This window comes from Akkermansia muciniphila (assembly GCF_900184965.1).
GTDB lineage: Bacteria > Verrucomicrobiota > Verrucomicrobiia > Verrucomicrobiales > Akkermansiaceae > Akkermansia > Akkermansia muciniphila_A.
In genome coordinates this window covers 24,770-50,840 of record NZ_FXYA01000154.1, presented here as the reverse complement: position 1 = coordinate 50,840, position 26,071 = coordinate 24,770, and the positions used below count along the sequence as shown (strand labels likewise).

30 protein-coding genes and 1 tRNA gene are annotated in these 26,071 nt (G+C 56.8%); 27 read left to right on the top strand and 4 right to left on the bottom strand.

The features are described from left to right. Nucleotides 1–160 precede the first annotated feature (160 nt). Nucleotides 161–235 (top strand) — tRNA-Val (locus tag CI070_RS04045). Between the two features lie 237 nt (nucleotides 236–472). Here CI070_RS04045 and katE read toward each other — a convergent pair. Next, on the bottom strand, nucleotides 473–2,740 hold the full coding sequence (katE, locus tag CI070_RS04040) for a catalase HPII (protein WP_256943541.1): 2,268 nt from the start codon (nucleotides 2,738–2,740) through the stop codon (nucleotides 473–475). 515 nt (nucleotides 2,741–3,255) lie between these two features. Here katE and CI070_RS04030 point away from each other — a divergent pair. The 4 genes from CI070_RS04030 (at nucleotide 3,256) to CI070_RS04015 (ending at nucleotide 9,907) form a co-directional block, all read left to right on the top strand. Then, the gene (locus CI070_RS04030) at nucleotides 3,256–3,705 is read left to right on the top strand and encodes a Jag family protein (protein WP_094136136.1); all 450 of its coding nucleotides are present in this window, start codon (nucleotides 3,256–3,258) and stop codon (nucleotides 3,703–3,705) included. Next, nucleotides 3,705–4,700 (top strand): TlpA family protein disulfide reductase, encoded by a 996-nt coding sequence (locus tag CI070_RS04025; RefSeq protein ID WP_143245577.1) that lies wholly within the window; start codon nucleotides 3,705–3,707, stop codon nucleotides 4,698–4,700. The genes CI070_RS04030 and CI070_RS04025 overlap by 1 nt, the downstream gene beginning before the upstream one ends. Nucleotides 4,701–4,857: 157 nt before the next feature. After that, nucleotides 4,858–8,439, top strand: coding sequence for a bifunctional proline dehydrogenase/L-glutamate gamma-semialdehyde dehydrogenase (locus CI070_RS04020; protein WP_179218361.1), 3,582 nt, complete (start codon nucleotides 4,858–4,860; stop codon nucleotides 8,437–8,439). A 313-nt stretch (nucleotides 8,440–8,752) separates the two neighbouring features. Further along, entirely contained in the window at nucleotides 8,753–9,907 is a 1,155-nt protein-coding gene (locus CI070_RS04015) for an acyltransferase (RefSeq protein WP_094136133.1), read from the top strand. A 523-nt stretch (nucleotides 9,908–10,430) separates the two neighbouring features. Here CI070_RS04015 and CI070_RS04010 read toward each other — a convergent pair. From CI070_RS04010 to CI070_RS04000, 3 genes are all read right to left on the bottom strand, one after another. Further along, complete coding sequence (locus CI070_RS04010) at nucleotides 10,431–11,153, bottom strand: DNA-methyltransferase (protein WP_094136132.1); 723 nt, start codon at nucleotides 11,151–11,153, stop codon at nucleotides 10,431–10,433. A gap of 123 nt (nucleotides 11,154–11,276) precedes the next feature. After that, the gene (locus CI070_RS04005; RefSeq protein WP_094136131.1) at nucleotides 11,277–11,531 is read right to left on the bottom strand and encodes a hypothetical protein; all 255 of its coding nucleotides are present in this window, start codon (nucleotides 11,529–11,531) and stop codon (nucleotides 11,277–11,279) included. Nucleotides 11,532–11,554: 23 nt separating this feature from the next. Then, on the bottom strand, nucleotides 11,555–11,893 hold the full coding sequence (locus tag CI070_RS04000) for a helix-turn-helix domain-containing protein (protein WP_179218360.1): 339 nt from the start codon (nucleotides 11,891–11,893) through the stop codon (nucleotides 11,555–11,557). A gap of 66 nt (nucleotides 11,894–11,959) precedes the next feature. Between CI070_RS04000 and CI070_RS13460 the strand changes: the two genes are divergently transcribed. From CI070_RS13460 to CI070_RS03900, 22 genes are all read left to right on the top strand, one after another. Next, nucleotides 11,960–12,160, top strand: coding sequence for a hypothetical protein (locus tag CI070_RS13460; protein WP_179219347.1), 201 nt, complete (start codon nucleotides 11,960–11,962; stop codon nucleotides 12,158–12,160). Further along, nucleotides 12,157–12,339, top strand: a complete 183-nt coding sequence (locus CI070_RS03995) for a hypothetical protein (RefSeq protein ID WP_094136129.1) — start codon at nucleotides 12,157–12,159, stop codon at nucleotides 12,337–12,339. The genes CI070_RS13460 and CI070_RS03995 overlap by 4 nt, the downstream gene beginning before the upstream one ends. Beyond that, nucleotides 12,329–12,559 carry a sigma factor-like helix-turn-helix DNA-binding protein gene (locus tag CI070_RS03990; protein WP_094136128.1) on the top strand — a complete coding sequence of 77 codons (231 nt, stop codon included), beginning with the start codon at nucleotides 12,329–12,331 and terminating at the stop codon, nucleotides 12,557–12,559. Before CI070_RS03995 ends, CI070_RS03990 begins: the two co-directional genes overlap by 11 nt. After that, complete coding sequence (locus tag CI070_RS03985) at nucleotides 12,546–13,343, top strand: hypothetical protein (RefSeq protein ID WP_094136127.1); 798 nt, start codon at nucleotides 12,546–12,548, stop codon at nucleotides 13,341–13,343. Before CI070_RS03990 ends, CI070_RS03985 begins: the two co-directional genes overlap by 14 nt. Then, nucleotides 13,340–15,379, top strand: a complete 2,040-nt coding sequence (locus tag CI070_RS03980) for a hypothetical protein (RefSeq protein ID WP_094136126.1) — start codon at nucleotides 13,340–13,342, stop codon at nucleotides 15,377–15,379. The genes CI070_RS03985 and CI070_RS03980 overlap by 4 nt, the downstream gene beginning before the upstream one ends. Nucleotides 15,380–15,384: 5 nt before the next feature. Then, entirely contained in the window at nucleotides 15,385–16,422 is a 1,038-nt protein-coding gene (locus CI070_RS03975) for an ATP-binding protein (RefSeq protein ID WP_094136125.1), read from the top strand. Between the two features lie 13 nt (nucleotides 16,423–16,435). Then, nucleotides 16,436–16,993, top strand: a complete 558-nt coding sequence (locus CI070_RS03970; protein WP_143245576.1) for a hypothetical protein — start codon at nucleotides 16,436–16,438, stop codon at nucleotides 16,991–16,993. 17 nt (nucleotides 16,994–17,010) lie between these two features. Then, entirely contained in the window at nucleotides 17,011–17,295 is a 285-nt protein-coding gene (locus CI070_RS03965) for a hypothetical protein (RefSeq protein ID WP_094136123.1), read from the top strand. 41 nt (nucleotides 17,296–17,336) lie between these two features. Continuing rightward, a complete protein-coding gene (locus tag CI070_RS03960) occupies nucleotides 17,337–17,687 on the top strand; it encodes a hypothetical protein (protein WP_143246897.1) in 351 nt (116 codons plus the stop codon). Continuing rightward, nucleotides 17,680–17,976: a hypothetical protein gene (locus CI070_RS03955; protein WP_094136121.1), complete on the top strand. Its 297-nt coding sequence runs from the start codon at nucleotides 17,680–17,682 to the stop codon at nucleotides 17,974–17,976. The genes CI070_RS03960 and CI070_RS03955 overlap by 8 nt, the downstream gene beginning before the upstream one ends. Further along, nucleotides 17,951–18,475 carry a host-nuclease inhibitor Gam family protein gene (locus CI070_RS03950; RefSeq protein ID WP_094136120.1) on the top strand — a complete coding sequence of 175 codons (525 nt, stop codon included), beginning with the start codon at nucleotides 17,951–17,953 and terminating at the stop codon, nucleotides 18,473–18,475. Before CI070_RS03955 ends, CI070_RS03950 begins: the two co-directional genes overlap by 26 nt. Beyond that, nucleotides 18,465–18,674, top strand: a complete 210-nt coding sequence (locus CI070_RS03945; protein WP_094136119.1) for a hypothetical protein — start codon at nucleotides 18,465–18,467, stop codon at nucleotides 18,672–18,674. Before CI070_RS03950 ends, CI070_RS03945 begins: the two co-directional genes overlap by 11 nt. 225 nt (nucleotides 18,675–18,899) lie before the next feature. Then, a complete protein-coding gene (locus CI070_RS03940; RefSeq protein WP_094136118.1) occupies nucleotides 18,900–19,316 on the top strand; it encodes a hypothetical protein in 417 nt (138 codons plus the stop codon). 180 nt (nucleotides 19,317–19,496) lie between these two features. After that, nucleotides 19,497–19,748: a helix-turn-helix domain-containing protein gene (locus tag CI070_RS14535; RefSeq protein ID WP_094136117.1), complete on the top strand. Its 252-nt coding sequence runs from the start codon at nucleotides 19,497–19,499 to the stop codon at nucleotides 19,746–19,748. A 55-nt stretch (nucleotides 19,749–19,803) separates the two neighbouring features. After that, complete coding sequence (locus tag CI070_RS03930; RefSeq protein WP_143245575.1) at nucleotides 19,804–20,475, top strand: hypothetical protein; 672 nt, start codon at nucleotides 19,804–19,806, stop codon at nucleotides 20,473–20,475. A 119-nt stretch (nucleotides 20,476–20,594) separates the two neighbouring features. After that, nucleotides 20,595–21,113, top strand: coding sequence for a M15 family metallopeptidase (locus tag CI070_RS03925; protein ID WP_179218359.1), 519 nt, complete (start codon nucleotides 20,595–20,597; stop codon nucleotides 21,111–21,113). Beyond that, nucleotides 21,110–21,448: a hypothetical protein gene (locus CI070_RS03920; protein WP_143246896.1), complete on the top strand. Its 339-nt coding sequence runs from the start codon at nucleotides 21,110–21,112 to the stop codon at nucleotides 21,446–21,448. The genes CI070_RS03925 and CI070_RS03920 overlap by 4 nt, the downstream gene beginning before the upstream one ends. Continuing rightward, nucleotides 21,445–21,702 carry a hypothetical protein gene (locus CI070_RS03915; protein ID WP_094136113.1) on the top strand — a complete coding sequence of 86 codons (258 nt, stop codon included), beginning with the start codon at nucleotides 21,445–21,447 and terminating at the stop codon, nucleotides 21,700–21,702. The genes CI070_RS03920 and CI070_RS03915 overlap by 4 nt, the downstream gene beginning before the upstream one ends. A gap of 13 nt (nucleotides 21,703–21,715) precedes the next feature. Continuing rightward, complete coding sequence (locus CI070_RS03910) at nucleotides 21,716–22,288, top strand: hypothetical protein (RefSeq protein WP_094136112.1); 573 nt, start codon at nucleotides 21,716–21,718, stop codon at nucleotides 22,286–22,288. Further along, nucleotides 22,272–23,204, top strand: coding sequence for a terminase large subunit domain-containing protein (locus tag CI070_RS03905; RefSeq protein ID WP_094136111.1), 933 nt, complete (start codon nucleotides 22,272–22,274; stop codon nucleotides 23,202–23,204). The genes CI070_RS03910 and CI070_RS03905 overlap by 17 nt, the downstream gene beginning before the upstream one ends. After that, nucleotides 23,201–23,902, top strand: a complete 702-nt coding sequence (locus CI070_RS13455; RefSeq protein ID WP_165477134.1) for a hypothetical protein — start codon at nucleotides 23,201–23,203, stop codon at nucleotides 23,900–23,902. The genes CI070_RS03905 and CI070_RS13455 overlap by 4 nt, the downstream gene beginning before the upstream one ends. 67 nt (nucleotides 23,903–23,969) lie before the next feature. Continuing rightward, entirely contained in the window at nucleotides 23,970–25,967 is a 1,998-nt protein-coding gene (locus CI070_RS03900; protein WP_179218358.1) for a phage portal protein family protein, read from the top strand. Nucleotides 25,968–26,071 lie beyond the last annotated feature (104 nt).

Below are 26,071 nucleotides of genomic sequence, written 5' to 3'. Positions count from 1 at the left end.
AATTCGCAAGCATATTCCCGGAAAGGAACAGGAAATTTTCACCTGCCTTCTTTTCTTTTTCCGGAGTTTACTGATACGGAGAACAAGGAGATGAAAACGCATTTTTCTCATTTTCTCCTTGCCGGGTCCGGTTTTCCGGTATATATTCCCGCCACCTCATGCACGGATAGCTCAGTGGTAGAGCGGCTGTCTTACACACAGTTGGTCGGGGGTTCGAATCCCTCTCCGTGTACCAAAAGCTTTCTTTTTGAATAAAAAGCCCGCACAATGAAAGTGCGGGCTTTTTCGTTGTTTTTTAGAGGGTTAATTAATGAATAGTTTGTTAGGTGACAGGGTATGACGGGATATGAATAGTTGCTTTTTGATGTTGGTTATGATGCTATAACTCCTCGGATTTTTTAATAAAAACGGCTGCCGCGCCTTTCGACGGGGCAGCCTGTATTGGGAAGCGGTTCCTGAATAAGGAACGAATCTAGGCGCCGAAATCAAGGGTTTTAGGCTCGCGGCTCCAGACGCGGTGCTGTTTCATGGCCGTGATGAAGGAGGGCATCAGGGATTTGGTGTCCTTCGGCATGAGCAGTCCGGCATCATCCATATCCTGGGGCAGGGAGGCTGCCTCAAGCATGGCTTTGGCGTTGCCGGGCAGTCCGATGGCTTTCAGGTGCCTGTAGGCCTGGCGCAAATGATACTTGGCATCTCCGTCTTTCAGGAGCGCTGCGATGCTTTGTTCTCCTTCCGGGACGATGACGGAGTCAAACAGGACGGAAGGAGTGCCGGACAGAGTCCCATTAACCGGCAGAATTTCCCCTTCTTCCGTTGTTACGCTTCCCATGTGCGGGGCAATGATTTGGGGATGGATACCTTCTTCATGCAGGGCGTCGCAGATTTCTTTCACGGATTTCAGGCTGACGCCGTCCGCTGCCAGTAAAGAGACGCGGAGGCCTTTAAGGTTGCCGTCCGTATGGGCGTACAAGCTCAATGACGGATCTTTTTCCAGTCCGCAGACGGGCCTGGGCAGTTCCCTGCCGAGTTGTTCCCTGGTGAGTTCAATTCCCAGGTTGCGGGCCACTCCGCTTGCCAGGTCCGGATCAATGCGCGTCAGAAGGTCCACCACGCGTTCCCGGATATAGGGGCGCGTCACCTTCCCCAGCTCAAGACTGAACGCGTTGATGATATGCTCCTGTTCCACGGGAGTTTGACTCATCCAGAACAGCCGCGGGTGGGAATAGTATTCCGCGAAGGAGGGGCTCCGCAGACGTTCCTTGACACCGCTTACCGTCTGGGGGCTGGTGGTGAAGCCGCCTTTCTCCGGGGGAGTTTCTCTCGGCCAGTTGTTCCCGATGGAATTGGGATCATAGTTGGCCGGAGAGGCGTCTATCTGCATACGGTGAAAGCCGTCCCTCTGGTTGTTGTGGAAGGGGCAAATGGGGCGGTTGATGGGAATTTCCGTGAAATTGGCTCCACCCAGCCGATGCCGCTGGGTATCGCTGTAAGAGAAAATACGGCCCTGGAGCAGAGGATCGTCGGAAAAGTCAATGCCCGGCACGATATTGGCGGGGCAGAAGGCTGCCTGTTCCGTTTCCGCAAAGAAGTTGTCCGGGTTGCGGTTCAGCACCATTTTCCCGACGATTTCCACGGGAACCAGTGCTTCAGGAATGAGCTTGGTAGGGTCCAGAATATCGAAGTCGAACTGGTCTGCGTCCTCTTCCGGGATGAGCTGCAGCCCCAGCTCGTATTCCGGATAATCTCCGGCTTCAATGGATTGCCAGAGATCCTTGCGGTGGAAGTCAGGATCGCGTCCTGTCAATACCTGGGCTTCATCCCACACCAGGGATTTTTTCCCGTACAGCGGTTTCCAGTGGAAACGGACGAAAGTGCTTTTTCCTTCTTCATTGACCAGCTTGTACGTATGAATGCCGAACCCTTCCATCGTACGGAAGCTTCTGGGGATGCCGCGGTCCGACATGGCCCACATGACGTTGTGCAGAGTTTCCGGCTGCAGGGAGACGTAGTCCCAGAAAGAATCATGGGCCGTCTGTCCCTGGGGCATTTCATTGTGGGGTTCCGGTTTGACGGCATGGACGAAATCCGGAAATTTGATGGCATCCTGAATGAAGAAGACGGGCGTGTTATTGCCTACCAGATCATAGTTGCCTTCCTTGGTATAGAATTTGGTGGCCCAACCGCGGATATCCCTTACTGTATCCGGAGATCCTCTGAAGCCCTGCACGGTGGAAAAACGCACAAAGACCGGGGTTTTTTCTCCCGGATCCTGCAGAAAAGCCGCTTTGGTGTACTTGGAAAGGGATTTATACACCTGAAAATAACCATGTGCCCCGGAACCTCTTGCGTGAACCACGCGTTCCGGTATCCGCTCCTGGTCAAAATGAGCCATTTTCTCCAGAAAGTGGAAGTCTTCAAGCAGAGATGGGCCTCTGCTTCCTGCTTTAAGTGTGTTTTGATCATCGGATATTTTAATTCCCAGGTTGCTTGTGAGGGCCTGTCCCATGCCGTTGGAGCGCATGGCATCCAACGCCCTGATTTTTTCCGTAGCGTTATCCGGCATTTTCATGGAACCGGGCGCGGAAGGTTCCGCATTGGGCGGCGTAGGTTTCGGAGTGGGTTTGATGAGCTCCGGATCAATCGTATCCGTATAATGGGGAGCGGCTTCTTTTCCGTTGGGAAAAGGGGCGATGTTGTTTTCCATGGGCGGCTTCTTTTTTTTCATTGGCTTGTTCATGAGGGATCGAATTTTTCTATGTGGGTAATAGTTCGACTTCCCTTTTTCCGGAGATGTTCCGCCCTGTTTTGTCATCAGTATTTCCCCGGAGCTGATGAAAAATTTTTTATAGAAACTGGTATTTAATATTTTATGGGATAAAGAACGGGCTGTGCGGAGATGCCTTTTTGATTGGCATGACTGTGATGCCTGTATCCCATGTTTCATTGGCGGCAGGGAGAAGCGGAGATAACCGGGGTACGGCCGCGGGCTGGCAGAAAACAGTCGATTTCCTTTCTGAGCGGTGTTTCCTGCATCTGGCGCCGAAGGGAGAAACGGAACCGCGTTGCCGGAACGGCAGGGCAGGGACGGCTTTGCGTACATGAAATGGAACGGAGCTTCCACAAATTTTCATAGACGAGGGGAATAAATAGGTTATGATTTTTACGTCAATCGGGTATTGGAGACAAGGCCCGCGCCGTCCGGCGCGAGACGGTTTTTCCGGTATGGAACCTTTTTCCTGTTAATTTAAAGTAATGACGGTGCAAGAAATAGCTGAACAGAGTTTGAAGAACCTTCTGGCTTCGCTGGGGTTTTCCGCGGATATCGAAGTAACGGAGACGGACGGCATCGTGTGCCTGAATATTGCTTCTCCGGATTCACAGTACATCATTGGGGGGGACGGGGACAGGCTGGATGACCTTCAGTACCTGGTCAACCGCATGATCCAGCGCAAGATGGAGAATGCTCCCCGCGTGAAGGTGGATTGCGACCATTACCGGGAGCGCAACGAAGCCCGCCTGCTGGAAAAGGCCCGTTCCCTGGCCGAACGCGTCCAGGAGAGCGGCAGGCCGATGAAGATGCCGCCGTTGAATGCCTACCACCGCCGCCTGGTGCATAATGCCCTTCAGTCCATGGAAGGAATTGTGACGGAGTCCGAAGACGGAGACAGCCGTTACAAGCGCATTACCATCAGGAGGGGCTGATGGCTGGCAGTCTATTCATGAGGACATTGGCGGCCATTGCATTTTTGGCGCTGGCGTTTCCGGGACATGCGGAAACGGATGCTCTTGCCGTCTCCTGTTCTGCGGCTTCTTCACTTCCATTCCCTGTTCTGGTCGTGTACGGTTCAGCGGAACCCGGTTCAGCGGAAGCCCGTTGGTTGAAAGCGCTCCAGCCGGGCTCGGAAGAACGCCGCGCGCTGGATGAATATGTGCGTGACGTGCAGTTTGTCACGATTCCCAGACATCCTGCCGTGAAAGATTGGGAAGAAGGCGGCAGCCTTTCCCGGGCGGCGATGCATGGTGTGCGCATGTTGCCTTCCGTGGTTTTTCTTGATTCCAAGGGACGCGTGTTCGACCTGGTGGAGGGAGGGGCTTCTGCAGCTTCCCTGCGGGAAAAGGTGGCCCTGCTTGCGGAAAAAGCGCAACGCGTGCGGCCGGTGACGCGGGTGAATGATATTCCCAAGGGCGGGGAGCCTGCGGCAGAGGCTTCCGCTATTTGCCGGGAGCTGGAACAGGTGCCTCCGGAAGCCTGGTTCCGGGATTATCCGGGCACCATGAAGCGTCTGGAAAAATTGAACTGTACGGCTCCGGCTTTTCTGAATGCCCGGGAGGCGGCCCTTCGTCTGGAGAAAAACAGGAAAACGGCTGAATTGCTTGGCGAGTCTTTCCGGGCCAGCAAAGCTTCTTCCATGCGAACATGCCTGGAAGCGTGGCGTGCCTGCGCGGATGATCCCTCCTTATCCGTGGAGGAGCGCCAGTTAATTCTGCTCTCCATGGTGCATCCCCTCTGGGTGCGGCTGGAGGAGGTTCTGTACCGGGAAGCCCATACTCCGGAAAGCGAGGATGCCTTCAACCATGCGGTTGCGGTTTTGGAAGAGGTTCGGGACATGAACCGTTCCAGCGTTTGCGGCAGACGGGCGCACCAGCTCAGGGAAGAGCTGAGGAGAGCCCGTCTGGCGGCTGCGCGGTATGATTGATGCGTCTTTCCTGAGTTGCCGGAAATGGACAGGAAGCACCCCTGCTTCCGCCACGGAATCAAAGGATGCGTTTCCCTCCGTGATTCCTCTTTCCACAGGAAGGACCGGGCAAATTGGCTTGATTTTGCCCATGTCCGGGGCTAGTCTTCGAACCGTTATGACAGATTCATCCATCCCGGACATGATGGCGGAGGCTCGCCGAGGCCAATGGACTGACCAGCAGCTGGCAGCCAAGGCTGTGGAACTGGCGGAATCCATTTTAAGGCAGTCGAATTCCGGGATGAGAGGGACGGAGAAGAGGCAGGCGCAGCAAATGGAGCGGATGATGAATGATCCTGCGGGCAAGGCGTTTACGCTGGCGCTGGCGGATCGGGTGTTCCGTCCTTCTTCTCCGGCGCGGGGCGCGGAGTTGTTCCGCTATCTTCTGGACGGATATGGCGTTCCCCGTTATTTGTCTGCGGCGGACCGTTTCGCCATGAAGATGGGGGGGAGATTTTCCGATCAATTTCCGGGTGTGGTCATGCCCATGATTACCAGCCAGTTGAGAAAGGAAAGCTCCAATGTCATTCTTCCTGCTGAGGATGGAAAACTGCGCCCCCACCTGCGCCGCAGGCGCAAGGCCGGCATCCGGATGAACATCAACCAGCTGGGAGAGGCCATTCTGGGTGAAAGCGAGGCGCACCACCGTCTTCAGCAGGTCGTGGACCGGCTGACGGACAAGGACTGTGACTATATTTCCGTCAAGATTTCAGCCATTTTCAGCCAGATTCATCTGGTAGCCTTTGAAGAAACCGTCAAATTGATTCAGGAGCGCCTGCGTATCCTGTACCGGGCGGCCATTACCAATGCGGTAACGTTGCCGGACGGTTCCAGAAAGCCCAAGTTCGTGAATCTGGATATGGAGGAATACCGTGATCTTCATCTGACGGCGGAAGCGTTCAAACGTACGTTGATGGAGGATGAATTCATGCATCTGGAGGCGGGAATTGTGCTCCAGGCCTATTTACCGGATTCCTGGGAGGAGCAGATGAAGCTGTGCGCCTGGGCGAAGGAACGCGTGGAGCAAGGGGGGGCGCGCATCAAAATACGCCTGGTGAAAGGCGCCAACCTGGCTATGGAGAAGGTGGAGGCCTCCATGCATGGCTGGGCGCAGGCCCCGTATGGCACGAAAGCCCAGGTGGATGCCAATTACAAGAGAATGCTCCATTACGGCTGCATGCCGGATAATGCCAGATATGTGCAGTTCGGCGTGGCTTCCCACAATCTGTTTGATTTATGTTATGCCATGCTGCTGCGTGAGCGGGAAGGCGTGCGTGACCAGGTGGAATTCGAAATGCTGGAAGGGATGGCGAACCATCAGGCGCGGGTCATCCGCCAGGCGGCGGACGGTCTGCTCCTTTATGCCCCCGTGGTTCTGAAGGAAGACTTTCACAGCGCCATTGCCTACCTGGTGCGGAGGCTGGATGAAAATACCAGTGAGGAAAACTTCCTGCATGATCTCTTCGGCATGACGCCGGGGTCCCGGAGCTGGGAGGTTCAGAAAAAGAGGTTTTTGAAGGCCTGTCAGGAAAAGGATGAGGTGAAGTACGGCCCCAACCGTACGCAGAACCGCGCTGCGGACCCCATCCAGCCCTCACATTACCGGGACGCCTTTGCCAACGAGCGGGATACGGACTGGTCTCTGAGGCAGAATGCGGAATGGATCAACGGACTGATTGCCGCGGAGAAGGAAAAATCCGGCGAGGAAATCCCTCTGGTTATAGATGGTGAGGAAATTACGACTAATCTATGGGGCGTGGGGCGCGATCCGTCCCGTCATAATGAAGTTTCCTATAAATTCGCTTATGCGGACTTTGAGCAGGTTGAACATGTCTTGGACACGGCGGACAGGGCCCGTTCCTCCTGGGCGTCCAAGAGCATTGGCGAGCGAGCTGAAATTCTGCACCGGGCGGCGCAGGAGCTGTCCAGAATCAGGGGGGAAGCCATTGCGGCCATGGTGAGGGATGCCGGAAAGGCGCCCACGGAGGCTGATGTGGAGGTGAGCGAGGCCATAGACTTCTGCCGCTATTACGCGGAAGGCCTGGACCGCGACGGAATGAACGACGGCGTGGAAATGTCCCCGCTGGGTATCATTTGCGTGATGTCTCCCTGGAATTTCCCCTTCGCCATTCCGACGGGCGGAGTAGCTGCCGCCCTGATGGCGGGAAATGCCGTGGTGTTCAAACCGTCCGAACTGGCCGTTTATACGGCTTGGCAGATTGCCCAGGCGTTCTGGCGCGCCGGTGTTCCTAAAAACGTCCTTCAATTCGTGCCGATGCCGCGCAATGAAATTTCCCGCAAGTTTTTGATGGATCGCCGGTTGAACGGCGTGATCATGACGGGATCCTACCGCACCGGAAAAATGCTGCGCGAACTGCGGCCTGACCTGCACGTGCTGGCTGAAACCAGCGGAAAGGATGCCATGATCATTACCGCTACGGCTGACCCGGACCAGGCTGTGAAGGATTTGGTGAAAAGCGCTTTCGGCCATTCCGGACAGAAGTGTTCCGCCGCCAGCGTGGCTATTGTGGAGGCTTCCGTTTATGACAATCCTGCTTTTCTGCGTCAGTTGAAGGATGCCGCCGCCAGCCTGAAGGTAGGCGGTTCCTGGGAAGTAAACTCCGTGGTGACGCCGCTCATCAGGGAGCCGGAAGGAAATCTGCTCCGTGCGCTGACGCAGCTGGAGCCCGGAGAGGAATGGCTGCTCAAGCCGGAACCCTCGGAAGACAACCCTTGCCTCTGGTCGCCCGGAATCCGGCTGGGCGTGAAACCGGGAAGCTGGTTCCACCAGACGGAATGCTTCGGTCCGGTGTTGGGCATCATCCGTGCGGAAAACCTGGAGGAAGCCATTGACATCCAGAACGACTCCGAATTTGGCCTTACCGGCGGCCTTCAGTCTCTGGATGAACGGGAAATTGCCTTGTGGAAAACTAAAGTGCAGGTGGGCAACGCGTACATCAACCGTGTCATCACCGGCGCCATCGTCCGCCGCCAGCCGTTCGGCGGGTGGAACCATTCCTCCATGGGACCTGGAGCCAAAGCCGGAGGTCCCAACTACCTTACCATGCTGGGAAGCTGGGAGGAAAAGGCGCTGCCCCAAAAGCTGCGCACGCCGGGTGAGCGTATCTCCGGCCTGGTGGAAAAACTGTGCTCCGAGCTGCCGGACTGCGCCAAGCGCATCCGTTCCGCGGCCGGTTCCCAGGCCAAGTGGTGGATGGAGGAATTCGGCGTGGAGCATGATCCCTCCCATATTTACGGAGAAAATAATACCTTCCGCTATATCCCTGTGAAGGGGATTCTGGCCCGTGTGGAAAACATGTCCGACGATGACGTCGCCATTCTGCTGCTGGGGGCGAAACTGTGCGGGGTGCTCCTGCATCTGAGCGTAGGGGAAGAGCGCCCCTGGATTCGGAAAATGAATGGCTACTATGCTTCCCTGACGGTGGAAACGGAAACGGAATTGATCGGACGGATGCCGGAAGCGATTCAAGGCGTGCGATTCCTGCGTGGAACAGATGTTTCCGAGGCTCTGGCCAATGCCGCCCGTGCATGTGATGCGGAAGTGCTGGACCGTCCCGTGTTTGCCAATGGGCGGCTGGAACTGCTGGGATATTTCCGGGAACAGTCTGTTTCCGAAACCGTTCACCGCTACGGCAATCTCATCCCGCCGCCGGGCAGTTTTAAGACGGACAGCGTGTGAAGGAGGGAGAGGGCCTGAATTCCGGTTTCCGGGAATCTTAGCCATGAGCATGAATGAAAATCCCCCCCTACAAATTCAAAAGGAAAACATGGGCGTTTGGATGGGGCTCCCCTTCTGTTTCAGAATAGTTCTTCATCGGAATACGGCGGAAAAATTTCCCTTGCAGGGAAGGAAGCGGCGTGTCCTGTTGAAGGAGAGATAAACTTCTCCGAATTTATTTCTTTTTCCCATTTGATGATAGAACGTTTCCGGGAAACGGGTATATTATCAGACACGTTTGCGATGACGCGGCGCCTTTTTCTCCCACGTAACCATGAACATCAACCAATCACCGAATTCTTGCGGCAGCCACATTGCCTGGGTGGACTTTCTGCGTATTCTGGCCTGTTTCCTCGTTGTCCTGGCCCATTGCTGTGATCCGTTCGTAGGAAGTTTTGACGGTTCCTTCAACTTTAAATCCGCTGTCTTCTGGGGCAGTCTGGTACGGCCGTGCGTGCCTCTGTTCGCCATGATCTCCGGAGTATTGCTCTTTCCGGTCACCTTGGAAATGGGCGTTTTTTACTCCAGGCGCCTCAAAAGGGTACTGGTTCCGCTCATTGTCTGGTCATTGGCGCTTCCCTTGCTCTACTTCGGATACTTTGCCGCAGGCGTTCAAACGGCCAGTCCCAATATCGTGATGGACACTTACACCTGGAGCGCCACCGTCGGCAAGCTGTACACCTTCTTCTTCAACTTCAACTATGATACCACGCCCCTGTGGTACGTATACATGCTGGTGGGCCTGTACCTCTTCATGCCCATCATGAGCGCGTGGCTGACGCAAGCCAAAAGGCAGGACGTGAAAATCTTTCTGGGCATCTGGATATTCAGCATGACTCTTCCCTACATCCAGATGCTTGCTCCGGCGCTGGGTTATGAGGGCAATTATGGCAATATGGGCATTCTGGGTGTTTGCGATTGGAATCCGTACGGTATGTTTTATAACTTTTCCGGATTCCTGGGATACATGGTGCTGGCGCATTACCTGACCAAATACCCGCTGGCCTGGAGCTGGAAAAAAACGCTGGCCATTACGATTCCCCTCTTTTTGATCGGTTTTGCCGTTACGTTCTTCGGCTTTCTGGAAACGCAGAAGCACTTCCCCGGCCAGTACTCCAAGTTGGAAGTGCTCTGGTATTTCTCCGGAATCAATGTATTCCTGATGACCTTTGCCATCTTTGTCATTGTCAGCCGGCTAAAAATCAAGGCAGATCCGAGGCTAAGCAAGGCGGCGGCGCTTACTTTCGGCGTGTATCTGTGCCACTTCTTCTTTGTCCAGTGCTCCTATGACTTCGTGAATTTCATCGGGCTGGGAGGTTTGCCCTCCGCCGTGAAAATTCCGTTGATGGCCTGTCTGGCCTCCGCTGTCTCCGTGGCGTTGGTATGGCTGTTGAGCCTGAACAGGTGGACGCGCAAAGGTATCATGTAAACCGCAGATATTTTCCGCAGGTCGCTTCGAGGGCACGGCAGTACCGGGGCGCCTCTTCTTTTGTGGAAAAGAGAATAAAACGGTTTCTAGGGAGAAGCCTGCAAAATTCTGGACGGGAAAGAGGGAACAGGCTAGGATGTCCCTGCATCGTGTACAGGCCTAGGTTGCCGGAGAGGCGGGCTTTTTAACGCATGAAAAGCTCCTTTCCCGGTCTCCCTTCCGCCGACCCCAAGCTCACAGAAAATTCCCGGGACACCGGCGATTTTCGTAATCCGTTGGGGTTCTAATCTTGACAACTATCATCTCTTTTTCACGGCCTGGAATCTTTGTACCTCCCATGTGAAAAGGGACAGTATAGTTGAAATAGGGTGAATTAGGGGTGAAATAGCTTGAAAGCTAGCAATGGCGTGGGATTACGGCGATGGAAAGAAGAGACGGGTAGTTGCGATGAAGGAACATAAAACTACCGAAGCGGGACAGGTTGTTGCGATATGAAAAGCCCCTCCGAAGAGGGGCGTTAATATTACGAGGCCAAAGCAAGGCCAAGCCGATTACAGGCGATCCGATAATATTCCGGAGATAGTTCAATCCCGGTTGCGGCATGTCCTAAATTTTGTGCCGCTGCCAGCGTAGAACCTGACCCGGCGAACGGGTCAAGAATCTTGGATTGCGCAGGCAGAACCGTCATGAGATGTTCCATTAGAGCAACGGGCTTGCCCGTGAGATGGTGCTTATCAGAGGGTTTGAGGTAATGACGGAAAACGCCTGCCGGGAACACGCGCGGACGGTCCTGCTCTTTGCCGATGCTGCCGCGGGTGGCCACCAGGACGAACTCGGCTTGATTGCGGAACATGCCTTGATGGGGGCGGCATGCCTCCGTCTTGTCCCAAGTGACCACGGAGCGCCATGTCCAGCCCGCCACCTGCAAGGCGTCGCTGGTGGTCGGCAGTTGCCGCCAATCGGAACACACCATCAGCCAGCCGCCCTCGCGCGTCAGGCGTAGCGCCTCCGCCATCCATAAGACCGACCACATGAAATGGGAACGTTGGTCGCGGGTATCGGAATCAAAAGAAGGATGTCTATCGCGGGAAATATACTTGCGTACAGGGGAAGCCTTACGATCCGCTGTTGTTAGCCCCCCGGACGCATAAGGAGGATCAGTAATGACTGCATCAAAAGACGCATCCGGCATAGCTTTCATGAAGGGTAGGCAATCCCCTTGAATCATTGTTTGAGTGTTGGTCATAGGGGCATAAGCATAACTTATGCACAGTTCTTTTTAAGGAGCGCAAGGAATTTATGATGAATTTGTTATGAAAAATCTAACATAAAATGCTGACCATGAATTTTATGCAGATGTGTCATAAAATCAACGCTTAAGGCGACGCATTAGGTAACGAGCATCCACACCATCAGTTTGCAAAAGAAAGATCGGCTCCCATCCGTCTTTGATCCAAGCATTATGTTCGGAATAGTCTTCATCAATTCCATTAGCCGTTATTTCTCTGTATTCATAGATGGGAGCTCGAAATGCAGGATCATTTGAGCGAAAAGCAATAATCCCTAAAAAAACAGTTATGAGAAGCAACAGTACGATCAGAATATTTGCTTGTTTATAACTCATACAATTTATAGGTGTTGTATTTTTTATTGACTGACGTTATTGACTAGAAGTTTCAAGGCTTCTCTTAATTTTACTAGTTCCTTCTCTGTCTCTCTCCACTTTTTTTCATAATATGAGGATTCTTGTATCGTTTCAGGGCCGACTTTACGCCACAAATAATCCATAGACACGGCTAGAGCATCAGCCATTCTTTGCAGCTCTCCTGCCTTGGGAATTGATCTCCCTGTAATATAAAGAGAAATAGCACTTTGTGATATTCCGGTAGATTCAGCAAGCATCATCTGTGAGAAGCCCCGTTGCTTCATAAGGGATTTCAAATTGTCATGAAATAACAGTTTCTTAATATTTTTCTTGCCTGTCATTAGAAGTGTGGTATGAGTTTTCTCATAGGCGCGCCTTAGAACGGCGCGCCATGAGCAAAACCTATCATGACAACGAAAACAGCACAAGAACGCATCACGCCGCAGTGGTTGCTTGCCCGCGGTTGGTACATCACGGAGGCCGCTAAGGCGATTGGACGGGATCCCAGTCATGTGCGGCGGGTATTGATTGGGGACAGGAAGAGCAAGACTATTGCAAAGTTGCTCCGAGCCTTACCTGAAAAACAACTTACCGGACAACGGAAATGATGACTACTTACCTTAAAAAAGCCCTGGCCCGGCTGCTGGAAATTGCCGTGCTAGCGGCGATGGCCGGAGTGGCAGCCTGGTGCGGGGTTTACTGCCTGGACGATGAAGCCCGGCAAGTAAGGGAAGGAAGAAAAGACCCCCGAACGGCTGTTTTGCCCGTATTACCCGATGAAGGATGAAAAATTGACGCCCCTTGAAAAAAACGTGGTGCTGGCATTGCTTAGCCGTCCCCAGTTCCGACGCTGGGCCGGGCTGCCCGAATCCGGGCCGCTGACGCTGCAACAAATAGCCGATTGTCTGGACGTGTCCCCGCAGACCATCCAGGGGATTGAAGCCCGCGCAAGACTGAAACTGAAAGAAGCCCTATTGAAAGAATTTGCGGACCATGAAAAAATGTGAATTGAGCATCCCGGAAGCAACCCGGATTGCCCTGGGGGTGAGTGAGGCGAACCGCCTGCACAAGTACGCCACCGCCCAGGCGGAAATGGCCGTTGTAGCCGGAAAGAATGCCGTGCTGGCCGTGCTGCGGCTTGGCAGGCTGTTGAAAGATTTGAAGGCCGCTACCGTTCACGGTGAGTGGGGACAACTGTTTAAGAAAGAATCTAATACCAAATTGAGCTCATGCGCTCAATTTGAAACACAGGCAAATGTAGCCCATGAGCTACATTTGAACTTTAACCGACAAACAGCCAACCGCTACATGCGCTGCTACCAGGAAGCAGCGGCACGACTGGGGCAGAACGAACGGCCCGCGCTGGACATGGGCCTGGACGGCGAAGCTGTGGAAACCCTGCCGGAACTGGTGAAAAAAGCCACCGGGAACGCCGTTACCCCCCGGCAAATGATGCTGAATCTGCAAGTGGTGAAAGACGGCAGCAAGAGCGCCGCCCAAGCCGCGCGTCTGGCCCAGCACGAAACCATCTTGCGGAACCGGGGGAAAGGCCGTGCCGCCGCCCCCGTAAGCCCGGAACAGGCCATGATGGCCGCCGTGGCGGGCGTGCAGCCGGAAGAGGAATTGAGGGAACAGAAAAAGCAGGTGGCTATCAAAGACGCCCACCACATTGTGATCATGCTGGACGAATTCACCAAAGAGGAATTGCACAAGTATCTGCCCGGCCCCGACCGGGATTACCTGCTCCTGTGCCTGAAGAACGTTGAACGGATTATCAAGGAAGGAAAATGAATGAATTATCCACCATTGAAGGGCTGCCCGGCTGGGAGGCCCTGCCCGCGGAAGAGCGGCTGAAGGTGCGCAAACTGCACGCGGCTTGCCGTGAAATCGCGGCGGCTCCGAACAAAATGGCCGCTTACAAACTGGCGGCCCAGGCAATGAAAGACGCGGGGCATCCCATGTCCTGGCAGTCCGTCCAACGCAAATTCCTGGCGTGGCAAACAAGCGGCAGTCTGCTGGCCCTTGCCGATTTGAGGATGGCCGGGATGCGTCCCACCCGGGCACGGGTGAAGCATCCGGGATTTGTCGCTTACTGGACGGAACTGCAAACGCGCTGCCAACGCAACGGCGGCCAGGCTTACCCGCTGCTGCTGGACATCTGGCGCAAAAAATCCGAAGTCATACCCGGTTACGAAGGCTGGCCCGGTCATCCTCAAATTCCCGTGGGGTGGAGCAAGAAAAACCTGATGCGTATTAAACCCGCCGCCCTGGAAGCCAGGGTGATGAGGGAAGGCATCAAGGCCGCGGCCCCTCTGCTGCCGATGGTGCTGACTACCCGCGTAGGCATGGAGGCCGGGGAATACTACGTGTCCGACGACAACTGGCTGGACACGCACGTTATCTGCGGCAAGCAGATTGTGCGCCCCTTGCAGCTGGGCTGCCTGGATATTGCCACCGGAAAAATGGTGCACTGGGGCATGATGCCCAGGATGATGCGCCAGGACGGGACGCACGCCGGATTGACGGAGCGCTACATGCGCATGTTTGTGGCGGGGCTGCTGGCAAATGTCGGCATCAATACGTCCCGGGGAACCACCCTTGTGGTGGAAAACGGAACGGCAGCCATCCGGGCGCACATGGAGCAAGTCTTGCTGGACCTGTTTGACGGCGCGGTGAAGGTCCACCGTTCCGGCATGGAAGGGAAAACCCAGGCATTGCTCCGGGGGTATGAAGGCCGCCAGGGCGGCAATCCCCGCGGCAAGGCGCACCTGGAATCCGTGTGGAACCTGACGGCCAATATATGGAGTTCCTGCCTGCCCGCTCCGTCCGGCCATGACCGGACAGAGCCGGAATGGCTGGCGGGCCTGATGAAGGAGCAAAAGGCGCTGCTGAAAAAGCAGGGCTATCTGGAAATCAGGGATCCGGACCGGGCCGCCATGCTGCGGCATCTGATGCCAACCTTTGAACAACTTACAACCGATATAGCCTGGCGCGTGTACGATGCCTTTAACAGTCGGACCGACCACGCCCTGGAAGGCTGGGAACGGATGGGGCTGGTGGTGCCGATGGTGCGCCTGTCCACGGACAGCGACTGGATCACGCTGACGGACAGCATACCGGAAGCGGACCGCCACACGCTGCTGAACATGGCCGCCCGCGATCCGGAAAGGCTGGTCAGTTCCCGTCGCCTGTCCCCCGCGGAAGCCTGGAACCTGAAACTACAGCACCAGCCCCCGCTGCGGAAAGCGACGCAATGGGAAATCGTGGATTTGCTATCCCGCGACCTGGCCGTGAAAACGGTGGTGAAAGGCTCCTACATCATCCTGCAAAACAAGGCGGTAAGCATGGACCGCCTGTACTACCCGGCCAGCATCGTCACGCCGGAAGGGTATCAGCGCATCCTGCCCAGCGGCATGGATGTATGGGTGATGCTCAACATGTTTGACGATCAGCACTTGTACATCATTGACGAAAAAGGCCGCTGCCTGGGCATGAGCACGCTACAGCAACGCGCGCCCTACTACGACGAGGACCAGGTGCGGGCGGCTATGGGAAGGAAGAAGAAAGCCACGGCGGCAACCTTGCAGGAAACGCGCGTCCACCACGCCCGGAAAGAAGCGGCCATCGTCGGAACACGCCTGTACAACCGCCAGGTGGCGAAGGGGGCGCCCATTACGGTGCAAGGGTTGCTGAACGCCGAAGGCACGGATGCCGCCGCCCTGGCCGCCGTGAAAAAACTGCCCGGCATCAGCCTGTTGCCGGAAACGGAAATACCGGAAACGGCATCCCCCCAAAAAGAAAGCCATCCGAAAATTTCATTTTTATAAATACTATGGACAGAATAACATATACAAAAAACGACAGCGACCCGCGGCGCTTTTTGCCTGCCGTTACCAGCGGGCCATACCCCCAGGAAGCGAAGCAGACATTAGCCTGGCTTATCTCCTACGCCGCAGAACACAACTGGACCCTGGGCGATATGGCAGCCCAGGCCGGAGTGTCTGCCAAGACAATGCGCTCCATACTAAAAGGCACCTACGAAGCCAATGCGGAACCGCATCTGCTGGCCCTGGCCGCACTCCGCGCCCGGCTAACTGTAGATCAGGCGGGCGAAGATTTGCCATTTGTGGAAACAAAACTTGCCCGTTATACGATGGATCTTGCCGAATTTACACGGCGCTACCATTACGCGGCGGTGATGATCGGACCGACGCAGTGGGGCAAGACCGAAGCCGTGAAGGAATACGCCCGGAGGCATCCGGACAAGGTGGTGCTGGTGCGCTGCCCCGTGTCAGCCAGTCCTACGCGGCTGCTTTACCGGATTGCCAAGCAGATCGGAGCGGGAACGACGCTGAAACCGGAAGATATGATCGACCGCATCCTGCGCTACCTGACCCCTGATCATTTACTAATCATCGACGAAATTCACCATGTTTTGCGCAGCGACAAGATGGGAATGAAAGGCGTGGAGCAGGTGCGGGAACTGCGGGACATGTCCGGCTGCGGACTGCTGCTGACGGCCACCCCCGAATTTGAGGCGGCAATGGAAGAAAGCCCGGTCTGGTCCGACATGCTGAAACAGCTGTCCAAACGCAACGCCTGCCGGGTGTACCGCCTCCCCTCCGCCATCAGCACGGAAGACTTGCGCCAGGTATGGGAATTTTACGGATTCCCGGAACCGGACGCGGGCCTGCGGGCCTCCGTCGAAGCCGCCGCCCAGGACAGCGGGTACGGCGTCATCACCAAGCGCATGAACCTGGCCCGGATAGCCGCTAAAAACGCGGGTGTGCCCGTGACCTGGGATTATTACCTGGGCGCCATCAAGAAGCTGCAAGACATGGAAGACGGCAACATGCCGGATGACGTGTAACCCTCTAAATCCTATGAATCAAGATACCACGACACCACCGCAGAACCACCCGTGGGTGACTGCCTCAACGCCGAACAACCTGCGCGATCCGCAACTGCTACAGGACTTGTCGGAAATCGGCATGACCTGCCTGCTGGGCTGGCATGCCCTGATGGACACGCCCCACAGTTACTCCGCCAAATCTGTGTGGTACGGCAAAGCAAAAACATGGGCGGAGGAATTGGAACGCCTGTATCTCACCTATACGCAAGGAGACGACTGGATGATCCAATTCCCGGGCATCCAGCAACACGTCATCAGCCAGGCGGATGCGGACATGTCCCGCGCCTATGGAATGCTCTTCTGGAACAATCCCATGCCGGATGGCAGCGACCCGAAAACAGCCATAACGCAACGGCTCTTGTCCGCCCATAACATCATCCGCCACCTTGTCAAAGGCGAAGGCGGCCTGCCTTATGGCAGGCTGCCCAGGGTGGGGGAACCTGAATTCCTGGCTTATGACCCGGACGCGGAAAGATGGGTTGCCGGACGCGGCATTGAAGACCTGGAAGACGACAGATACCAAGACTAACAATCAACACCACCATCATGTACAGCACCAACACCAACCATCAACAGGACAGGGGGCAGCAAGCCCCCAATGTCAAGCCGGCCCCCAAAGGCGGCCACTTTGTCCTCCACATTGAGGACGTTGCCACGGACAACGACAAACTTGGACTGGCTGTTTACTGGAACACCGTGCGGGCAACCGCCTACGAAACGCCAGCCTTCCGCGTCTTTGCGACACTCAAAGAAGTGATTAACCGAAACGCTGACGCCATCGGTGAAATCATGGCCGATGCCATCAATCGCAACCGGGAGGGCCAACAATGATGCAGAGCACATTTTATTGGGAGGCCGCCCGGTACATATCCGTGGCGATCATACCCGGTGCGGGGGCAAGGTATTTCACTTACGCCAACGAATCTGACGCCCGCCGCCATGAAACCAGCATGAGGGAGTGGCACGGCTCCCAGGGCAGAATCACATATTACACCATCCAAAACGCCGGGGACATCCTGCGTGCGGCGGAACATTGGACCATGTGCCGGGATTGTAAACGATGCCGCCCCTCCCGGCCCCATCTCCGCCAACCGGGGAAGCAGTATGAATGCGACCTCCTGGGGACGGACGGGCACTGGTACGTGGACCCGGAGAAAGACGGCTGCACCTGGGGAACCAGGATGGAGGAAGAACACAAACCGGAAACCAACAGCCATGAATAACATCGAACAGGAAACAATCTGCTTTCAGATTAACTTGGAACTAGGACGGTTCCCGGGGAATCATGACTACCACGTGACCTATGACCCGCGCTGCCGGGAAATCGGGGTGCAACTGGGAGAACTGGGCGTCCAGTGGGTGCCCGTGGACGCCGAGAAATTTTACTCCTGGCTTCACAATACCCCCGGACTGAAATGGACGGACGTGGTGGCCATGCTGGTCCGCAAGCTCCGCCAGACGAAACAACTCAACAAACAACATAACAATGGGAAAGATACGCACAACCACTAAAGCAACCGACCAGCAGGTAATCAAAGACCAGGACGAATTCTGCCGGACACTGGACGACATCGCCCGCAAGGGTGTTGAACTGGACACCTTGCAGGCCGCCAAGGAGACCGCCATGCAGCAAGTGCTCACCGAGCATGATCCCAAAATCAGCGAACTGGCCAGGGAGATTGCCCGGCTCACCAAGATGGCCGAGCAATGGGCATCTCCCCGCAGGGACGAGCTGTTTGCCAGGGGCCGTAAATCCGGCACCACCGCCCTGACTACCTACGGCTACCGCCTGGGGCAGCCCTCCCTCAAGCCCGCGCCGGGATGGACCTGGGACAAGGTTGTAGCCCTGCTCAAGAGCACCCGCCGCAGGGCCTACCTGGTCACCAAAGTAACCCCGGACAAGGATGCGATCCGCCTGCATGTCAAGCCTCACAAACTCGCCAAGCTGGGCATGCAGATCAAGCAGGATGAAACGTTTTACGTAGAGAGAAGCACCAGGAGTGACGACTAAATACAAATGCCGGAAACGGCCCTCCGGCCTCTACGACGTAACGGTGATCACGCCGGAGGGCGGAAAAAGTATCATCTACAGCATGGAGGAAGACCGGAAAAACAACCTGATCCGGGTGATCAGGGAATACAATGAAGAAACTGCACGCATCAAAGCCATTAAACCACGCAGCGACAATGGAAAAGTCATTATCAAATAAGCAAAAGGCCGTATTGGCGCAGCTGGCCGTCCGGGCCTACAAGCAGCTGCAAGCATACGGCTGCCCGGTGCCTCCCTGTAAGAATGGCGGCACGACGAGACCTGGAAAGCCACCGGACACACGGAATCTTTCACCCGCGCAACACAAAAGGATTATACGCTGATTTACAATCGTTTTGCCGCTTACCTGGGATATGAAGCCATCAGAGACAACACCTACACGGAAATGGACAAGGCATTGCACATCCTCCGGGACAGCATGCAACGGTTTGAAACCGGGCCGGACTATCTGGCGGAAGTGGTGAGGGACCAGCTGCATCTGCCCTGCACGGGAAAGAATGTCTATGACCAGCTACAGAAATATGCCAAGCCTGAACACATCCGCCATCTGAATTATACAGTGATCAACCGGGGCCGGGCCGCCGCCCGAAAGCTGGCGGAAGAAACAGGATTGGAAACCTATGAACCGCACGCAATCCCGGGGACGATTCCCCCGGGAAGGCTGGCGGATCATGTGGGAGCCGTCCCGGTATCCAGGTCCATCCAGGCAGCAGCCCGAAGGGCTGTCACCCCGGAACCCGAACCGAAGACGGCCAGGGGATGGAGCGACACGGTATCATTTGAAGACGAATTCCCTCTGTAACTTTTCGCATCCCTGCGGATGCGCGGATTGAAACCAAACCGAAGCGGAACAACTGGTCAGACGGTCCAAAAGGCTTGCAGTATCAGACTTTCCCGGCAAAGCCCCATGCTGAAAATCCAGCATGGGGCTTTTTGCGTCCCTGCTCCTGAAAAACCGTTAAGCGTGTGGTAATATGGACACATGGACGAAAATTTGCGCCGCTGGGCTAATGGGCCGGAATGTAGCGTTGCCGAAGCTGCCCGCATATTAAAGGTAAGCCGGGAAACAGTGCGGCGCATGATATTGAGGGGGGACTTGTACGCCTGGCCTGCCGTGCCCGGAGGCGTAAAAAAGCTATTGTGGGAGGGGCAAGTGCGGGATATGGCGGCGGCAGCGCGGGCAGAAGCCATCCAGCGCGGGAAGATGATGCAATCCACCTTCAACTTTTTTTAGCACATTTGCCACAAATGCCACATAAAGAATGCGGAGCCTGGGCTAGAGTGCCCGCATGACTAACAAGCAAGATTTTGGCGGAACAAAAAACGGAGATGAACTGAATCGTGGTAATCATGGGAATGAAGCCCTCGCGTCGGGAGACGCCGGGGCAACTACGCCCCAGCAAACGAAAAAGACGACCACGCCCTGGTACTTGTCCCGGACGTTTTGGATCAACCTTGCCGCCCTCCTGTCCCTGCTCCTGCCGTCCGTCCGCGAGTGGCTGGAAAACAACCCTGTGGACTTTGTGACCGCCCTGGGCGGCGTGAATGTCCTGCTGCGGTTTGTAACTTACGGGAAGCATCAAATTTCATCCGACAGCGATGATAGCGATACCGCCTCCGGCGATGGAGGCGGAAATGAATTGGAGTTCCGGCCCCTGGTGCCAGGCGAGAACGACCTGGCAAATTCGTCCATAGCCGGGGCCGGGACATCCAATCCGGCCAAGCCCGGAACCATCAAGCGCAACGTGCTGCTGACCATCGGCGCGCTGATGGTGCTGCTGGGCGGCTCCTGTAGCAGCGAGGCCCCCGCATCCACCAGCGTGAGCCTGTCCGAAGGGCAGGCGGTGATTGTCCGCGGCGGTTCCTCCCTGGTGATTGACCGGGGGGAAAGAAAGCTGCTGTGGAATCAGAGCGTGCCGGAAGTGGTGATCGCCCCGCCCGTGGTGCAGAAAGGAAAATAGTTAATAAGTAACAGTGAAGAAAGGAAAGCATCATGAAGTACGCCGAATTGAAAATGAACACGCTGTCTTGGCAGCGAGCACTGAAGTTTGCCGGGTTTTACCGTGGGGCCTTAGATGGTATGACTGGCCCGTTGACCCGTGAAGCCGCTACGCAGTGGGAAACCAGCCACAGCCAGCTGCAAGCCAGATACGGCCAGGTGGACAGCCGCTCCGAGTCTTATCTATGGACCTTGCAACCGCTAGCCGCCATGCGGGTACGCCAGGTGATCGTAGCCATGCGGCAACAGGCCGATTGGAAAATCATTTGCGGCGTCCGGACCTACGATGAACAGGACGCGCTATATAACAAGCGCCCCCGCGTCACCCGGGCCAGGGGCGGCCAGAGCATGCACAATTTTGGACTGGCCGCGGACTTTTGCCTGTTTGAGGACGGGCAGGACATCTGGTCCCCCAGCGAAGGCCCAAAATCCATTTACGCGCCGCTTGCCGAAGCGACCCGCCAGGCGGGCCTGGTATGGGGCGGAGACTTCCGCGCCATCTACGACCCCGGCCATATCCAGCTGGGGGAAATCGCCACAACCGCCCTGCATCGTGCCTATACCCAGGGCACGTCCACCCTTGCCGAATTATTGAAATGATGATGCAGCTATTGGCGGAAGCGAGCACGATAGATGCCGGAGCGGTTGGCCAGATAATAAGCACCCTTGTGGGGGCTGGCGCTATTGGCGGGGGTGGCTACGTGATGGGTAAGGCTCGCAAAATATCCTTGTCCAATGATCCCCTCAATGTCCGCAAGGCTAACGAATACGCCACCAAAGAGGATATTGCCCGGCTGGAACGAGAAATCCGAGACATAAAAAATGACCGGAAAGAAGACCTGGGAGACATATATGACCGCCTCAACGAACAAGGCAGAGACCTGCATGAAATCATCGGCATGCTGAAAACCCTGACCCCACCGAACAAGAAATGAACCGAACCGCCGAAATCAGACTGGCCATCCTGAGGGACCTGGCCCATGTCCCCGCCGGACTGCTGCGCCGTGAAGATGACATACGCTGCCGGGTGCAGCTGCAAGTGGTGCCGTCCCCGTCCCGCGCGGAAATTGAAACCGAACTGAAGGAACTGGACGCGCTGCGCCTGATCACGGGCATCTCCAACAAGATCACGGGAGAAATGCGCTGGCGCATTACGGATGCCGGACAAGCTGAACTTAGCAACCAGTAACCCCCCTACACCCATGCGCAAGCCCAGGCCGGACAGCACCATCCACAACTTGCCGGAGGAATTGCGGCAAGCCGTGGACGACGCCCTTGCCGCCAACGCCACCCTGAAGGATGTACAGGCCATTCTGGCGGAGGGAGGCGTGCGGCTGTCCCTGCAAAGCATCAGCGAGTACTACAAGCTGCACCTGCTGCCCCGGATATGGGCGGCGGAAGACCACAATGCCGCCCAGCTTGCCAAAATCAAGCGGGGCAACGTCACGAAGGCCACCCATGCCGCCGTACTGCAAACCTGCTACGAAGTCATTACGCGCCCGGGCAAAAAATCCGCCGCGGATTTGCAACGCCTTTACGGCATGGTGCTGGCCGGACAAAAGGCCCAAATGGAAGCCCAGCGGCTGAAACTGGACATTGACAAATGGCAAATGCTGGCCGCCCAGGCGCTGCTGGACAAGGCCACCAGTCCGGAAGTCCAGGCGATTGTCGGCAGCAACGAAACCAACGAAAGCAAACTGGCCAGGCTGCGCGCCCTGCTGTTTGGCCAGCGGAAAACAGTCACCCCCGAATTTGTAGATGCCCCATCATCCTGACAATTTCCGGGCAGTCAACCTGCTGGCCTTTCAGGACGCCGCGTTCTGCGTGGCTTTCCGCATCTGCTTTTTCATGTGGAGGCGGCAGGGCGGCAAGTCCTACACGATTGCCAGCAAGGCCATCGACCGCATGATTGAAAAGCCCTGGCGGAATTGCTTTTTTGTGAGCGCATCCATTGCGACCGGAAAGGAAATCGTGGAGAAGGAGGCAACCATCTGGCACGACGCCCTGGGCGCCCTGAAAGCTTGCCAGGACAAGCTGGGCAAGCAGCTGGGCGGCAACGTCATCGACAAGACCAGCAAGGAACTTTTGAACGTGGACGACTTGGCGGAACTGATGGACAAGCAGGCGGCCCAGGTCAGGATTTACCACACGCGGACGGCGTACAGCCGCACGAAGATCCTCGCCCCCAATCCCGACACGGCCCGGGGCTGGACGGGTGACGTGTTCGGAGATGAAATCGGCTTCTGGCCGGACTTCAAAGGCGTATGGGACGCGGTGGAACCGATCATCTCACGCAACCCGGAATTCCTGTTCTGGCTGTTCAGCACGCCGCCCGCGGACGATACGCATTACACCTACGACCTGCTGAACCCGGGCATAAGAATATTTAAGCCGAACGCTGCCGGGAACTGGTACAAGACGGAACAGGGCTACCCGGTCCACCGCGTGGACGCCCTGGACGCCGAACTGGCCGGGCTGCCGCTCTATGATCCGCTGTCCGGCAAGGTGGTGCCCTACGAAGAATTCAGGGCGCACAGCCTGGACCGCGCGTCGGTGGATCGCAACTATGGCCTGAAGTTTATCCAGGGCGGCACGGCAGCCATCCCGCTGGGCTGGCTGAACCGGGCGCAAAACATGGGCCTGGGCCATTGCACGGGCCTGGACCTGGCCGGGGAGGAGGTGTGCGCATGATCGCGATCCGTGAAGCCATCTCCCCGAACTGGGCGGAATCCCTGTGCGCCGGAAAAGTGTGTTTCGGGCTGGACGTAGCCAGCACGGAGGGCAAGAAGTCCAACCCGTCCAGCCTGACGGCCACGGAATACTGGGACCGCATATACTGGCAGCGGCTGGTGGTCAGGTGGAAGACGGAGCACTACGCCGTCATGCTGGGCATCCTGGAACTGGTCATTGGCGCCGTGCCTCGCGAGCAGCGCGGCGTGCTGGTGGTGGACACCAGCAATGAAAAATTCCTGGCGCGGGAACTGGCTAAAGACCTGTCCGGCCTGGTCCGGGTGGTGGGATTTTACGGGCAGCAGGTTGTCCGCTACTGCGGCGAAAAATCCGACGCCAAGACGGCAATGGGGGCCGCGTATTGCTCCGCCCTGGAAGACGCTCTCATTGCCATGCCTCCGGGCAAATGGCTGGAAACGGACCACCGCCTGGTGACGCGCAACGGCGCACGGTTCGAGGCCGATGTGGACGCGCAGGGCAACCACGCGGACACATTTGACAGCGGCAAGCTTTCCTACTGGGGCCACGTCGGGACCGGGCTGGAATCATGCAGCCCGTCATCCTGGCGGCACAAGTCCCGCCAGGGCAAGAGCAGGAAGAGCAGTAACCGGGCCTCCGGCACCCGCCGCTGGGGCGGCATCAGGACCAGGAGATTTTAACACGATGAACATTTTACCGCAATTTGTGAACAGGATGATTGGCAGGCCAGGGAATTTCCGGACTGGCATGATCAGGCTGATCGGCTTTTTGTCCCGACGCTCTCAAAAGGAAGGCCGGAACCCGCTGCCATTCCTGACGCCGCAGGAAGCCCGCGCCCTCTATGAATTGTACCGGAAAGGCCAGTATGCCGACGTGATGCTGTGCTGGGCCGCCCTGGAAGAAACGGACGACATGCTGGGCACGGTCCTGGACCGCCGCGCCTCCGCCCTGGCGGAAATGACTGACGCCGTTAAGGTGGATGCCAAAGCCATCGGCAACAACCCGGACTTGCAAACGCTGGCCGACGAGCAGCAGCAATGCCTGGCGGAATATTACGGCAAGATCGACAACTTGAGGGATGCGGTGCGGTTCATGGGATCGGCTACCTTCCGCGGGTACGCGCACCTGGAACCCGTGGCCGGAGGCGGCAGAATCAGGATGGAACCCGTGGACCAGTGGCTGATGGCCCGGCCTGTCAAGGGCGGGGCCTGGTATTACAACGAATCCGCCGACAGGTCATGCGCCAAGCTGGAAGCCGTGGATGAAAGCCGCCTGATCATCCGTGAATGCCTCCGGCCCGTGGACCTGCCCGCCATGTTCGCCATCTGCGCCAAGGCCCATGCCCTGGACGGGTGGGACGGATTCATTGACGTGTTCGGCAACCCGGCCATCTTCTTCAAATACCCGCCAAACACTTCTGACGAACAGGCACGGGAATATGACCGCATCGCCGAAGAGATGATCGGGGACGGGCGCGGCGGCTACCCGGACGGAGGGGACATCAAGACTGTGGAAACGACGGCCCGCGGAGGGGACACCTTCAAACAGCGCTGCGAGTGGTGCGACAAGCAGATTGTGCGCCGCGGCACGGGCGGCGAGCTGACCGTGCTGGCGGAATCCGGCAGCGGGACGCTGGCGGGCAACGCCCACCAGGAAACATTCCGCATGTTGGCGGCGGGCGAAGGCGCGGAAATCTCCGAAAGCTTCAACCGCCAAATGAGCCGCCGCCTGCTGGACCGCCATTTCCCGGGAAGGCCGCATCTGGCCTACTGGACGCTGGAATACGAAGAAGCCGAAGACGTAGGCAAGCAGGTGGACAACATCACGAAATTGGCCGCCGCGGGATATATTGCCGACGAGGAAGAAGTAAGCGAGGCGTCCGGCTATACGGTCACGTACCGGGCGCCGCAGCCGTCCCAGGAACAACCCTCCTTCCCCCTGCTGGCCAACAGCCGCGGAAACTGGCAACACATCCCCGCACAGATTGAGCAGACCAGGAACAACGCCCCCCTGACGGCCCAGGAACTTGCCCTGCTGGAAAAGCTGCTCAACGCACAGCCGAACCCGGCCATGATCCGGAATGATGCCCGGAAGCTGGAAACGGCCATGAAACGCGCCGCAGGGCTGGAAGTGGGCAATGACCCGGAAAAAGCAGGAAGCACCCCGGCAGCACCCCGGCAAAACGCAAATTCAGCCGGAAACGGCGACCAGGAAAACCTGCTGGCCAACTACGGCACCAGCGAAGGGGCCAGGAAGGGCTGGGACAAGCGGGGCCGCGGGCAGCATGAGGCCATCGGCCAAACCGGAACGGCCAAAAGCCTGGGACTGGAAAAATTGTCCGCCCTGACCCCCGACCCGGCCAGCAGCCACAGCCACCCGGGAAGAGCGCGGAAAGCCCTGACGCGGGGATTTACGGCCCGGTCCATCGACGGGCAGGACGTGCATTTCAGCAAGGGTGTCCTGGATCACTGGGAAAGCACCCAGCCCCCCAAAACGCCCGAGGAACAGAACCGGAGATTGCGGCGTTTATCTGAAGCAGTCCGTGCCGTGAAAAACCCGCACGAAGTGTGGGAATCCCACAACGGCCAGAAGACCTACCTGCGCGTGTACAAGGATGACGCCGGGAAATTTGCCATGAGCGGATTTATCACGGGCAAGGATGGCCAGGTGAGAAGCTTTTTCCACAGCCGCCGACTGAATGGAGCCGAAAAGATGAGAAAGGGAACCCTGAAATACAAGAGATAAAAGAAGTACGGACGGGAGGGCCATCTCCCCGCACGGGCTAACGCGGCCTTAACGGATGGCCCCCAGGCCGCGCATCACCGTAACAACACCGTAACCAACACAGA